We start from the raw sequence: 12,541 nt of genomic DNA on the forward strand, positions 1-12,541 counted from the left end.
CGATCAATTACACTTCCCTGAGCATTGATTAACTCGTACTCTACATTCTTTGCTGATGAGCCAAATGACATTGTGAACTCACCACTTGTAGGATTTGGATAGATTTTAAAGCTATTCTCTCCTCCTATTAAATCCTCAGTACTTGTATTCAACACTTCAACACATCTTGATGTATCTGTGCAATTTCCACTTGTAATGACTACTGCATATGATCCATTATCTTCTGGAGTGAATGTATCGCTTGTAGCTCCATCTACAGGCTGTCCATTATCACAGTCAATCCACTGGTAAGTTGCTCCACTCAAGTTTGCAATGAGTGTTGGTGTAAGATTGGTGATTGATACATCTAAATCATAAACAGGATATGTTTCAGTAACCGTACATCCATTATCATCTGTAATCGTTACGGTATAATCACCTCCTGATAAACCATTCAAACCTGAACTTGTAGAGCCATTACTCCAGTTGTAACTAAATGGTGATGTTCCTCCATTTGCACTAACAGATATAGCTCCGATTTGGTTTTCACAACCTGCATTTTTATTGTATGAATCTGTCAAAACCTCTAATTCATTTGGCTCAAAAATAGTGTAAGAAGCCGTTGCCTGACATCCATTTCCATCAGTAACTGTTATATTGTGCGTTGTATTGACATTTAATCCGCTTCTGGTACTATCTGTATCTCCATTACCCCAGTAGTAAGTGTAATTTCCAACACCGCCTTGACCTTCTACTGAAACCATGCCCTGGTTATCACCATAACACGGAACACTTCCTCCTTCGAGTAAGTTCACCATTAACTCTGGTGGCTCGTTAACAATTACATCTAAAGTATCAGGGCAACTAACAGAATCAGTTGCTACTACCGAATGAGTCTCTGACCACAAGTTAGTAACAGAATCCCCTGTAGAACCACTACTCCAAATATAAGTAGGAGCATAACCATTACTAGTAACTTTCACATATCCATCAGATCCTCCAAAACATGAAACATCTGCCATATCTTCTACCTGAAGATCGATCATATCTGCATCAACCTCAGAAGTAACTGTATCATTAAAATTGATTGTATCAAAAACACCATTTGGATCTTCAGACCAAACTTTAATATTATAAGTCCCTGAAGATGGAAAGTTGTATTGACCTAAAGTCAAAGTTGTATCTGTTGAACCCTGACCACCAAGAGTATCTAAAACACCTGAAAATAAAAGGGGTGATTGAACAACCCCATCTACACTCCAATTAACAGTAGCGCTTGTCAATTGATCTGAACCAAAATTTGACAATTGCGCTTTGACATCATTTAACCCCTTGCAGGTCACCGTTGAAGTGTCAATTCCTGTAATACCTGCATCATTAGGAGTTGGTGGATAACCAATGTAAAGAGAAACATCATCAAGGGCTACATCATCATAGAATGCTGTTGATCCGTTCTTATTAACATTGAACCTGATTTGAATATTTCCATTTACTGGAAAGTTATCAAGCTGTACAGTAAATAATTCCCAATTCCCTCCTGCAGTATTACTACTATGGGTAAACACACCATTATGCCATGTACTTCCATCATAAAAATCAACTGTGAAAGTATTGTGGGTAGTACTATAAGTACCAATGTCTCTTTTAAGGTAAAAGTCAAGATACATGTTCGGAATAGGCTGAATACTGGGAGAGGTCAAGCTAACAACAAGTCCATCTGGCGAACTTCCATCAACCCAGGCAAATGATCCATTGTTACCTGTATGATCCTGAGTTCCTCCCATAGCGTAACCAGGATTCCCAGTAAATTTCCAAAAAGCATTAGTACTAGTTGAACTTGTACTATTTGAATTCGTCCAATTAGCGGGGATTGTTGTATTATCGAATGTCTCAGAAAATTGGCTATACCCAAATTGTGTAACCAGAAGGGATATAATAATGAAAATCCCTTGAGAAAGTAAACTTCTTTTCATAATGCTACAATAGTTTGTTAATAATAAACTTTATCTTTCAAACATAATAATTTTATAATTATAAATCCTAAATTTATAGTCCTTCGACACAAAAACTTTATAAAATAGAGTGTTAATCATTAAAAAAATATACTTGAATATCAAATAAAAAGCCGCATACAGCGAAACTATATGCGGCTTTTAATATTTTATTGAATCTGTTAGAGTTTAGCCAATTCCAAACTCCTTCTTAACATCATCAACCCTATCGAGTTTTTCCCAGGTGAAAAGTTCAACCTCTCTTTTGATGGTTTCCTTTCCATCAGAGCTAAGTCTGTCAAATTCTTTCGTTACAACCTCTGAGGTTCTCCCCATGTGTCCGTAAGCTGCTGTTTCAGCATAAATTGGGTTGCGGAGTTTTAGTGACTTTTCAATAATACCCGGACGGAGATCAAACAGCTTCATGACTTTTTGAGCGATTTCGCCATCGGTTAAATCGACATTGCTGCTTTTATAAGTGTCAACATAAACACCTGTTGGTTCTGCTACACCAATCGCATAACTAACCTGTACGAGTAGCTGATCGGCAACACCTGCTGCTACGAGATTTTTCGCGATGTGGCGAGCAGCATAAGCGGCTGAACGATCCACTTTACTTGGGTCTTTCCCGGAAAATGCTCCACCTCCGTGAGCTCCTTTCCCTCCGTACGTATCAACAATAATTTTTCTACCGGTCAATCCAGCATCACCGTGCGGACCACCAATCACGAATTTACCTGTTGGGTTGATGTGGTATTGGATCTGACCATCAAATAATTTTTGCAACTCAGGTGCTAACTGAGCTTTTACTTTTGGTATTACCTTATTAATGATATCGTGCTTGATTTCATCCAACATTTTATTGTCGTCAGAATCAAAAGCATCGTGTTGTGTTGAAACTACGATTGTGTCAATTCTCTGTGGAACATCATCATCGCTGTACTCAATCGTTACCTGAGCTTTAGCATCTGGGCGGAGATAAGTGATTTCATCACCATCTCTTCGCATTTGAGAAAGCTCTTTCAAAATGCGGTGAGATAAATCCAGCGCCAAAGGCATGTAATTATCTGTCTCATTTGTTGCGTAACCAAACATCATCCCCTGGTCACCGGCTCCCTGATCTTCAGGCTTTCCGCGATCAACACCCTGGTTAATATCTGGCGATTGCTCGTGAAGAGCTGAAAGAATTCCGCACGAGTTTGCCTCAAACATGTACTCACCTTTATTGTATCCGATGCCGTTGATCACTTTTCTTGTGATGTCCTGAACATCAATATAGGTGTTTGATTTAATTTCACCCGCAAGCACTACCTGCCCGGTAGTAACCATTGTTTCACAGGCTACTTTTGAGTGCTCGTCAAATGCGAGGAAGTTGTCTAAAATTGCATCTGAAATTTGATCTGATACTTTGTCGGGATGTCCTTCACTGACAGACTCCGAAGTAAATAAATACGACATTTTTAATAATTTTTGCTATGAGTAGAATTCTCAACAGCTGATTGGATTTTCCATTTAGCATTTTTTCATGTGGTTGCAATCAGCCAAATCTTTCCACGTGACCCCAAAGAAAAGAAAAGTAAATGAATTTACATGATCTAAAAATCAATTTTACTTTCTATTGAGTGATGGTCAGAACCGAACCACCATCCGGTTCTGACCGAAAACTTTTTAGCCAAATAACTGATCCAGTGCTTTTTTTATTTCACCGCCAGCTCTATCCAACTCATCTTTGCCATGTGCTTCGCTCACAAAGCCAACTTCAAAGCCTGATGGCCCAAGGTGAACTCCATTTTCGAGCAAGATGGCGTGCAACTTCTTAAAATAATCACCACTTTCTGCTGGAATTGCATCAGCACTCTTGATAGCGTCATTTGAAAAGGCCAACCAAAAGATGCTTCCGATATGCGGCATTGAGAAGTCATACCCTTTTTCTTTGGCGTACGATTCTATTGATGAACAAAACTCATCTGTCTTTTCTGCTAATTCTGTATAAAATCCAGGTTTCAGGCACTCTTTGATTTGTGCGATTCCGGCCGACATTGCCACCGGGTTTCCCGAAAGCGTACCCGCCTGGTAAACCGGCCCTTCAGGAGAAACGCTACTCATGACTTTTTCTGATGCTGCATAAGCACCAACAGGCAATCCGCCTCCAATGATTTTTCCAAATGCAATCAAATCTGGCTGAATATCATAAAAACCGGCTGCTCCTTCAAAACCAACTCTAAAGCCGGAAATCACTTCATCGAAAAAGAGCAGAATTCCTTCTCTATCACAAACATCTCTAAGGAATTGCAAGTATTCTTTTCCCTGGATCAACAATCCGTTATTGGCCGGTATTGGCTCCAGTGCGATTGCCGCAATTTCACCTTTGTATTTTTTTACTGCTTCCTCAACAGCTTCTTTGTTATTGAGTGGCAATACGATGGTATCTTTTACAGTATCCTCGGGAACACCGGCAGATGAAGAAGTACCCAACGTTGCTAAACCAGATCCTGCTTTAACGAGTAGCGAATCAACGTGACCGTGATAACAGCCTTCAAATTTGATAATCTTGTTTTTACCTGTATATCCGCGAGCCAGGCGAATCGCACTCATAGCAGCTTCAGTCCCTGAGTTGACAAATCTTATTCGCTCGATGTAACGGTGGTTTGACAAAATGGTATCAGCCAATTCGTTTTCTTCTTTCGTTGGTGCACCAAAAGATGTTCCTCTGGCTACTGTCTTTTGAACATTTTCAACCACCTTATCATTCGCATGTCCTAAAATGAGCGGACCATAAGAACAGCAAAAATCGATGAACTCATTTCCGTCTACATCTCTTAGAAAAGCACCTTTTCCACTTTCAAAAAAGATGGGACTACCACCAACACTTTTAAAGGCTCTCACCGGAGAGTTAACTCCACCTGGAAATAATGTTTTTGCTTTATCAAATAATTTACTCGATTCTTCGCGCTTCATATTGTAATATTTTGAATGACTACAAATGTAGAAGTCTGCAAATAACTAAGCGGTCAGGGAAGTGTCAAAAATAAATACCCCTGACTAAACTTTCGGTTCTGACCAATAATTACTGCAGAACTGCTAAGTTTGCAACGAAAATTTGATCAAGATGAATTACGCTTTCACACACGAATTTGCAGCCCGGGCTGATGAAGCCGATCCATTGAGAAGCTACCGCGAAAAATTCCATATTCCCCAACACAACGGAGAAGATACGGTTTATTTCACCGGTAACTCGCTCGGCTTACAACCTAAATCTGCCAGGGAAGTAATCGATCAGGAACTCAACGATTGGGCAAAGTACGGTGTAGAAGGTCATTTTGAGGCTAAGCACCCTTGGTTTAGTTACCATGAGATGTTTGCTGGTCCGCTCAGCAAAATTGTAGGTGCAAAAGAAACTGAGGTTGTGGCCATGAACGGACTCACAACAAACCTCCACTTACTCATGGTTTCATTTTATCGCCCTGAAGGAAGTCGATACAAGATTCTTTGTGAAGGGAAAGCTTTTCCAAGCGATCAATACGCTCTTCAAAGTCAGGTTGAATTTCACGGCTATGATGCAGATGACGCCATCATCGAACTGCATCCTCGTGAAGGTGAGCACACGATCAGAACCGAAGATGTGTTAGCTAAAATCGAGGAGCACCGCGATGAAATAGCGCTTATCATGATTGGTGGAGTAAATTACTATACCGGCCAGGTTTGGGACATGAAAACGATCACTAAAGCCGGTCATGAGTCTGGAGCCATTGTTGGCTGGGATCTCGCTCACGCTGCGGGAAACATTCCTCTCCAACTTCACGACTGGGATGTCGATTTTGCAGCTTGGTGTTCCTACAAGTATATGAACTCAGGACCGGGAAGTGTATCGGGAGTTTTTGTTCACGAAAAGCACTGCACTGATAAAGACATCAAACGATTTGCCGGTTGGTGGGGACACAACAAGGAAGAGCGATTCAAAATGGAAAAGCGTTTTGATCCAATGCCAACTGCTGAAGCATGGCAATTGTCAAATGCTCCGGTTTTTGCAATGGCTCCCCATAAAGCTTCGCTTGACATTTTTAGCGAGTTAGATATGAGTAAGCTCAGAACCAAAAGCGAGAAACTCACGGGTTACCTCGAATTTGTAGTGGATGAAATTTCAGCAAACAGCGAAAACGTAAACTTTGAGATTATCACTCCGCGAGATAAAAATCAGCGCGGTTGTCAACTTTCTATCCTTTGTCACGGACAGGGAAAAGCACTTTTTGATCATCTTACGAAAAATGGTGTTATAGCAGACTGGCGCGAACCAAACGTGATTCGTATTGCTCCCGTACCTCTTTACAATAGCTTTGAAGATGTTTACAGATTTGGTAAAATCCTCGAAGAAGCAGTATGACAGACATCCTTTACATATTTGCGATTTTACTTGTTGGCATGGTCATCGCTCGTTTTTCTGTTCGTAAAGGAACGAAACCTCCAAGAGGAGGACGCTACTTCAAAAAGAGAATGGAAGACGATTAGTTTTGTAATATCCCCTGGTTTGAAATCCTCTGTTTAAAGTATTATTTTTAAGCATGGAAAAAATAGAACAAGGTTTTGTTGTTGATCGTCTTACTGATTCGATCTTAAATACAATTTCTGGAGACAGTTTTCAAACTGAAATTTCAACACTTAAAAAATCAGATATTAATCACCTACTCCAAAACGATGGTTGGAAGTTTGATTGGAAAACAGAGTTTAATGACATGACTAGAGAAGTTTACAAATTGACAATTGTAAACAACCCTGACATTATTCAGGGACTAATTAGTGTTTATCGTGAAACTGATCATGTTTTTATAAACTTGTTGGAAAACGCCCCGTTTAATATAGGTAAAAAGAAGCTTTACGAAGGAGTCCCAGGTAATCTAGTCGCTTACGCTTGTAAGCTATCATTCCAAATCGGCTTTGAAGGATTTGTAGCTTTTACAGCAAAATCAAAATTGATAAAACATTATGAAGATACTTTAGGAGCATACCACTTTAAAAATCAACGTATGATCATCCCTACAGAAGCTGCTAAGAATCTTGTAATTAAATATTTTAAAACAAGCTGAAAATGTCACACATAGCAGAACCAAAAAATGTTAACCTAAATATTGAGAGCTCTCCACTTTCAGACAAGGAAAGAAGAGAAATTAGTGCTTTCATTAAGAAATTAAAAAAGAAAAGCACGACCAAAAAGCCTAAGAAACAAGAAAAGTAGCCAGAAAATCACAGATAGTAAGTAAAGTATTTTTTGCTTCTTAATTTTGATCTCACTACTATTCTTATTCTAACATTTCTTCTTTGATGCAATTACTTACAGGGTAAGAAGCAAAATTTTAAGGCCATTTTTTTACAGTTCTCAAAACGCTACTCAATTCCGATTTAGAATCAATCTCGACTCTATTTCCATTCTTTTCACCAACTTTGTCAAACACAAACATCCAAACTGTGTTTGGGTGAACAAGGGAAACAAATTATCACGTCAACATGCAAAAAGTTGTAGTAGTCGGAGCCGGATTAGTTGGTTCATTACAAGCTATTTTACTAGCGAAAAAAGGATTTGAAGTTGAAGTTTACGAAAGACGTCCAGACTTACGGAAAGTCGAACTAAAAGGTGGTCGATCGATCAATCTTGCACTTTCAACGAGAGGTTGGAAAGCACTCAAATTAGCCGGTATGGAAAAGCAGATTGAAGAAATCACTATCCCGATGTACGGCCGCAGGATGCACGATGAAAACGGAAACCTCAGCTTTCAGCCTTACGGAAAAAACGACCAGGCTATTTATTCTGTTTCTCGTGGTGATCTGAATAAAAGAATGCTTCTCGAAGCTTCTAAATACGATAACGTCTCCTTCTTCTTTGATCAAAAGTGCAACGACCTCGATCTCAAAACCAACACGCTCGAATTTGAGGATAAAGAAGGCAACATTAAAAAAGTTACGGCTGATAGAATTTTTGGGACTGATGGCGCTTTCTCAGCAGTGAGAACCAGACTCATGAAAACCGATCGTTTCAATTATTCACAGCAATACCTGACTCACGGTTACAAAGAACTTTTGCTACCTGCTAACGAAGACGGATCCCACAAACTCGACAAAAATGCACTTCACATTTGGCCGCGTGGAAAATTCATGTTGATCGCCTTACCAAATGAAGATGGCAGTTATACCTGCACTTTATTTTTCCCTTATGACGGAGAGTATTCGTTCAATTCACTCGAAACAAAAGAGCAGGTTGAAGACTTTTTCAAAAAGACTTTTCCGGATTTTTATGACATTATGCCTAACCTGGCTGATGAATATTTTGAGAATCCCACATCTTCACTTGTTATTATTCGCTGTGAACCGTGGAATTATGAAGACAAGGTGTTACTGATGGGGGATTCGTCACACGCAATTGTGCCGTTTTACGGTCAGGGAATGAATGCCGGCTTTGAAGATTGTTCGGTTTTTAGTGAAATGTACGATGAGCTCGGATCTGACTGGCACAAACTCTTTGATGAGTTTTCAAAACAACGAAAACCTGACGGAGATGCAATTGCACAGTTAGCGCTCGACAACTACATTGAAATGCGCGATCTCGTGGGTGACGAAATGTTCCTTCTCCGCAAGAAAATTGAAAACAAGATTTACGACAAACATCCTGATAAATGGATGCCGCTTTACTCACAGGTAACTTTCAGTCACATCCGCTATTCTGAGGCTTATGAAACCGGCCAAAAGCAAAAGCGTATCATGGATAAGGTGATGGACAGAGACAATATCAAAGAAAAGTGGGATTCTGACGAAGTTGAAAATCAAATTTTAGAAGCGCTGAACGATGCGGATTAGTTTGGTTCTGACCATAGCGCTGCTCCTTGCATTTTTGGCTCAGGCTCAAAAAAAGTACAAGCCCGGCTTCAACAAATCGCGCAATGAATTTGAGCAAGTTTTTCCCAGCGAGGATATTTTCAAGCGTGGTGGTTGGCTTTTTGGTGCCGGAGTAACAGGATTAATTGGATCTGAAAATTCAACAACCATTAATGGTCTGAACCTCACGACAACGCCTCAAATAATTCCGGGAGCCAAGCTAGAAGTAGGCCGCTATTACAATTTCAAGCGTACTTTGAGTTTTACTTATTTCGATTATTCGCTTTCTTACAAAGGCTTGTTTCACGGTGAAGATTTCGAAGACCAATCAATCGATCAGTCGGGAAGTCACACCCAGCTCGCGCATTACGTTTCGGGGAGTTTCAACTTAAACAGTACAATTCCGGTTGGAGATTACAATTTCATTCAAAACTCGATTGGTGTAAATGCCGGATATGCATTTATCAGAAATCAGGAGGTAGGGTACGCAGAGAATTCACCTTTTATAACAGATTTTAACGAAGCCCCGCAAATAGTTGGGCAGGTACATTATCAACTCGGCTTTGGTATTATGCTGTCGAATAATCTGGTTCTTTTGCCTTACGCTGAAGTCCCAGTTTTCAATGCTTACCCACAAACCGAATCATTCTATCAACTAGATATTTACCACAATCAATACGTGCCGCTCACAATTGGCGTTAAAATAATGCCTTTCAATTTAGCTGACACAAAATGCCCTGATGTCAATAATCCGAAATTACCCGGTGGTTTCAAAAATGGTTATGGTGATGATTAATCCTCACTCAAAAAGTGATAATTGATCGTTGTCGAGTCTGCGAAAAGCTGAACAATTATAACCGGGATAATTTTTCTTTTGGAGGTACATCGACTTCGCTACTTCAAACTGTTTTTTGATTTCGTGAGCCCATGTTCCTTCACCCTTCATTCTTGTTCCGTAGCGCGAATCGTTGACTTTTCCTCCGTGCAGTTCCTTAACCTGGTTGAGAACCTTGCGCTGCCTGTCAGGGAAGTGCTGCTTCAACCAGTGTGTAAACAAAACACCATTATGGCCATTTAGCCTAACGACTAAATAATTGATGTTGGCTGCTCCTGCCTCACCAACTTTCTTTACGAGCGGAATTAACTCGTGACCATTAATTCCGGGAATTATGGGTGCCAACATCACATTGACTGGAATATTACAGGCACTCAGTCTCCTTACAGTTTGTAATCTGCGATGAACAGACGATGTTCTCGGCTCCAGCTTTTTCCTCAAATCATCATCTAATGAAGTAATCGATACCGAAACATGAACGAGTTGATGATAGTTGAGCTCTTCCAGCAAATCCAAATCTCTCAACACCAAAGCATTTTTCGTGATAATCCCAACTGGATGGCGGTGCTTCAGGCAGACTTTCAAAATTTCTCGCGTCAATTTAAACCTCGCCTCAGCAGGTTGATAGCAATCTGTATTACCGGATAGCATAATTGGAGTTGGTTTCCACGACTTGCTTTTAAATTTTTGCTGGAGTAGATCAGCAGCATTTTTCTTCACCAAAACTTTTCTTTCAAAGTCTGATCCGGCACTGTAACCCCAATACTCGTGGCTATTCCTCGCATAACAGTAAATGCACCCGTGTTCACATCCCTGGTAAGGATTCATGCTATAGCCGAGTCCAATATCCGGACTATTCACTTTATTGACGATGGTTTTTGGAAACACCTCAATGAATTGCGTTTTATCGTCTCCCTCCCACTCATCTTCTTTGTGACACAACTCCAGGAAATCATTATCTGTAAATCGCTGGTATTTTTCAAAGCGATTATTAGGTGCAATGTGAGCTCCCCTTCTTTTAAATGTTTGATTTTTCACCGTCATATCACATCCTCCAATCATTATTCATTTCATTTTGACAATATTTTTGTCACTTTTCAGACAAATAATTTATCATAAATTATAATTTTGACAAAATACTTTTCCAGAAATGAGCTATTTTAAATTGAACTTAAAGACCCTGCGTAAACACAAATCGCTATCGCAGTCAGCTCTCTCAGATGAGTTACTGTTGACTCGTTCAACGTTGAGCGCCTATGAAAACGGATCGGCTGAGCCCAATTTCAAAACGCTAATGCGCATTTCTGATTTTTTTAAGGTGAATATTGACAGGCTGCTGAGGCAGGACATGAGCAAACTGACTGATCTTGAACTCAAAAAGATCGAAGAAGGTTACGATGTTGACCTGCGCGGAAAACATTTACGCATTCTCGCCACAACGGTTGATCATGAGAATAACGAACAAATCGAGCTGGTTCCGACCAAAGCCAAAGCAGGATACACTACCGGGTATTCAGATCCGGAATTCATCAGCGAGCTACCGCGTCTCAGTCTGCCATTTCTCGATCAGAACCGAAAGCACCGCGTTTTCCCGATTTCAGGAGATTCGATGCCGCCCATTCCACACGGATCACTCGTGATAGGTGAATATCTTGACGATTGGTCTCAATTGAATGAAAAGCAGCCTTACATCGTGGTAACACGCGAAGATGGAATCGTTTTGAAAAACATTGTGGATCGGGTTGCGAAAGACGGAGTTTTGGAATTACATTCTACAAATCCGGAATACGAGAGTTACGAGGTTCATATAAGAGATGTACTCGAAATATGGCGATTCGTTCACTACATCAGCAAAGATATTCCTGATCACAACCTCAACAATGCCGAGCTTTCAAAACAGGTTTCGCTTTTACAGCGCGATGTAAGAAAGTTGATGAATAAAGAAAAGTGAGATTATTTTTGGCGAGCAAGTCGTCTTACAGCAACCATCTCTCTCCAGGCATCACTTTTTTCCTGAGCCACTAACCCGAAATATGTTTTACCGCCTTCGAGCGATTTAGAAACACACGAACAAGCCAGTATTTCAGCTTTGGCTCCGATTGTGACACCACTCTTAACTCCAACGCGACCCCACATTGTAACATCATCTTCAATGACAGAGCAGCCGCCAACTCCGGTGTGCGCAGCAATAAGACAATGCTTCCCGATAATGGTATCATGCCCTATGTGGCACAAATTATCAATTTTCGTATCCAATCCGATTGTTGTTGGGCCGGTAACGCCTCTATCCACAGTTGAACCGCCACCTATTTCAACATCATCTTCAATCACGACAGATCCGCCAGTGAGCAGTTTATCAAATCCCGACTCGCGTTTTTTGTAATAAAAAGCTTCACTACCAATTACCACGTTTGCATGAATAATCACATTGTCGCCAATTGTGGCGTGACCAACAATACTGACCCCGGGGTGTATAATGCAATTCTTCCCAATTTTCACATTTGGCCCGATGAAAACATTAGGCTGAATAACTGTACCCTCACCAATCACTGCCTCTTCATCAATAGTTGAGCTACTCGCGATGAATGGATTAAAATGCTTTGTGAGCTTGTTAAATGCAGAAAAAGGATCATCAACAACCAATAATGCTTTGCCCTCAGGACAATCCACTTTTTTATTGATCAGAACCACAGTAGCCGCAGAGTTGAGTGCCGTATCGTAGTACTTGGGATGATCTACAAATACGATATCACCCTCTTCTACAACGTGAATTTCATTTTGGCCTTTTACTTTCATATTAGCATCACCAACAACTTCAGCATTGATGAGTGACGCAATTTTTGATAGCTCCTGTGGTTCTGAATAGTTCATGAAA

Annotated in this window: 10 protein-coding genes and 1 pseudogene; 6 read left to right on the forward strand and 5 right to left on the reverse strand. The window is 40.4% G+C overall.

Going from position 1 to position 12,541, the window contains the following annotated elements:
• From RI557_RS07015 to hemL, 3 genes and pseudogenes are all read right to left on the reverse strand, one after another.
• A pseudogene (locus RI557_RS07015) lies at positions 1-1,952 on the reverse strand (hypothetical protein); the annotation flags it as partial.
• A 207-nt stretch (positions 1,953-2,159) separates the two neighbouring features.
• On the reverse strand, positions 2,160-3,428 hold the full coding sequence (gene metK / locus RI557_RS07020) for a methionine adenosyltransferase (protein WP_310668037.1): 1,269 nt from the start codon (positions 3,426-3,428) through the stop codon (positions 2,160-2,162).
• Between the two features lie 210 nt (positions 3,429-3,638).
• The gene (gene hemL, locus RI557_RS07025; protein WP_310682954.1) at positions 3,639-4,928 is read right to left on the reverse strand and encodes a glutamate-1-semialdehyde 2,1-aminomutase; all 1,290 of its coding nucleotides are present in this window, start codon (positions 4,926-4,928) and stop codon (positions 3,639-3,641) included.
• Positions 4,929-5,079: 151 nt separating this feature from the next.
• On the opposite strand from hemL, the gene kynU reads away from it, so the two are divergent.
• From kynU to RI557_RS07050, 5 genes are all read left to right on the forward strand, one after another.
• Positions 5,080-6,351 (forward strand): kynureninase, encoded by a 1,272-nt coding sequence (gene kynU, locus RI557_RS07030; protein WP_310668039.1) that lies wholly within the window; start codon positions 5,080-5,082, stop codon positions 6,349-6,351.
• Positions 6,348-6,476 carry a hypothetical protein gene (locus RI557_RS07035; protein ID WP_262713930.1) on the forward strand — a complete coding sequence of 43 codons (129 nt, stop codon included), beginning with the start codon at positions 6,348-6,350 and terminating at the stop codon, positions 6,474-6,476. Before kynU ends, RI557_RS07035 begins: the two co-directional genes overlap by 4 nt.
• 53 nt (positions 6,477-6,529) lie before the next feature.
• Complete coding sequence (locus RI557_RS07040) at positions 6,530-7,051, forward strand: hypothetical protein (RefSeq protein ID WP_310682956.1); 522 nt, start codon at positions 6,530-6,532, stop codon at positions 7,049-7,051.
• 418 nt (positions 7,052-7,469) lie between these two features.
• Complete coding sequence (locus tag RI557_RS07045) at positions 7,470-8,813, forward strand: NAD(P)/FAD-dependent oxidoreductase (protein ID WP_310668041.1); 1,344 nt, start codon at positions 7,470-7,472, stop codon at positions 8,811-8,813.
• Positions 8,803-9,627, forward strand: a complete 825-nt coding sequence (locus RI557_RS07050; protein ID WP_310682958.1) for a hypothetical protein — start codon at positions 8,803-8,805, stop codon at positions 9,625-9,627. The genes RI557_RS07045 and RI557_RS07050 overlap by 11 nt, the downstream gene beginning before the upstream one ends.
• Before the next feature lie 3 nt (positions 9,628-9,630).
• On the opposite strand, the gene RI557_RS07055 is transcribed toward RI557_RS07050, so the two are convergent.
• On the reverse strand, positions 9,631-10,728 hold the full coding sequence (locus tag RI557_RS07055; protein WP_310682960.1) for a PA0069 family radical SAM protein: 1,098 nt from the start codon (positions 10,726-10,728) through the stop codon (positions 9,631-9,633).
• Between the two features lie 88 nt (positions 10,729-10,816).
• Between RI557_RS07055 and RI557_RS07060 the strand changes: the two genes are divergently transcribed.
• Positions 10,817-11,617: a LexA family transcriptional regulator gene (locus tag RI557_RS07060; RefSeq protein WP_310668044.1), complete on the forward strand. Its 801-nt coding sequence runs from the start codon at positions 10,817-10,819 to the stop codon at positions 11,615-11,617.
• Positions 11,618-11,619: 2 nt separating this feature from the next.
• Here RI557_RS07060 and RI557_RS07065 read toward each other — a convergent pair whose 3' ends face one another.
• On the reverse strand, positions 11,620-12,537 hold the full coding sequence (locus RI557_RS07065; protein ID WP_310668045.1) for an LpxD N-terminal domain-containing protein: 918 nt from the start codon (positions 12,535-12,537) through the stop codon (positions 11,620-11,622).
• Between the last annotated feature and the right edge of the window lie 4 nt (positions 12,538-12,541).

Origin of the sequence: Salibacter sp. (assembly GCF_031581065.1) — a bacterium.
GTDB lineage: Bacteria > Bacteroidota > Bacteroidia > Flavobacteriales_G > Salibacteraceae > Salibacter.

What these genes read in the sequence shown, in the direction of transcription:
- metK (WP_310668037.1), bottom strand. Translation starts at nt 3,428, where the DNA reads ATGTCGTATTTATTTACTTCGGAGTCTGTCAGTGAAGGACATCCCGAC.
- hemL (WP_310682954.1), bottom strand. Translation starts at nt 4,928, where the DNA reads ATGAAGCGCGAAGAATCGAGTAAATTATTTGATAAAGCAAAAACATTA.
- kynU (WP_310668039.1), top strand. Translation starts at nt 5,080, where the DNA reads ATGAATTACGCTTTCACACACGAATTTGCAGCCCGGGCTGATGAAGCC.
- RI557_RS07035 (WP_262713930.1), top strand. Translation starts at nt 6,348, where the DNA reads ATGACAGACATCCTTTACATATTTGCGATTTTACTTGTTGGCATGGTC.
- RI557_RS07040 (WP_310682956.1), top strand. Translation starts at nt 6,530, where the DNA reads ATGGAAAAAATAGAACAAGGTTTTGTTGTTGATCGTCTTACTGATTCG.
- RI557_RS07045 (WP_310668041.1), top strand. Translation starts at nt 7,470, where the DNA reads ATGCAAAAAGTTGTAGTAGTCGGAGCCGGATTAGTTGGTTCATTACAA.
- RI557_RS07050 (WP_310682958.1), top strand. Translation starts at nt 8,803, where the DNA reads ATGCGGATTAGTTTGGTTCTGACCATAGCGCTGCTCCTTGCATTTTTG.
- RI557_RS07055 (WP_310682960.1), bottom strand. Translation starts at nt 10,728, where the DNA reads ATGATTGGAGGATGTGATATGACGGTGAAAAATCAAACATTTAAAAGA.
- RI557_RS07060 (WP_310668044.1), top strand. Translation starts at nt 10,817, where the DNA reads ATGAGCTATTTTAAATTGAACTTAAAGACCCTGCGTAAACACAAATCG.
- RI557_RS07065 (WP_310668045.1), bottom strand. Translation starts at nt 12,537, where the DNA reads ATGAACTATTCAGAACCACAGGAGCTATCAAAAATTGCGTCACTCATC.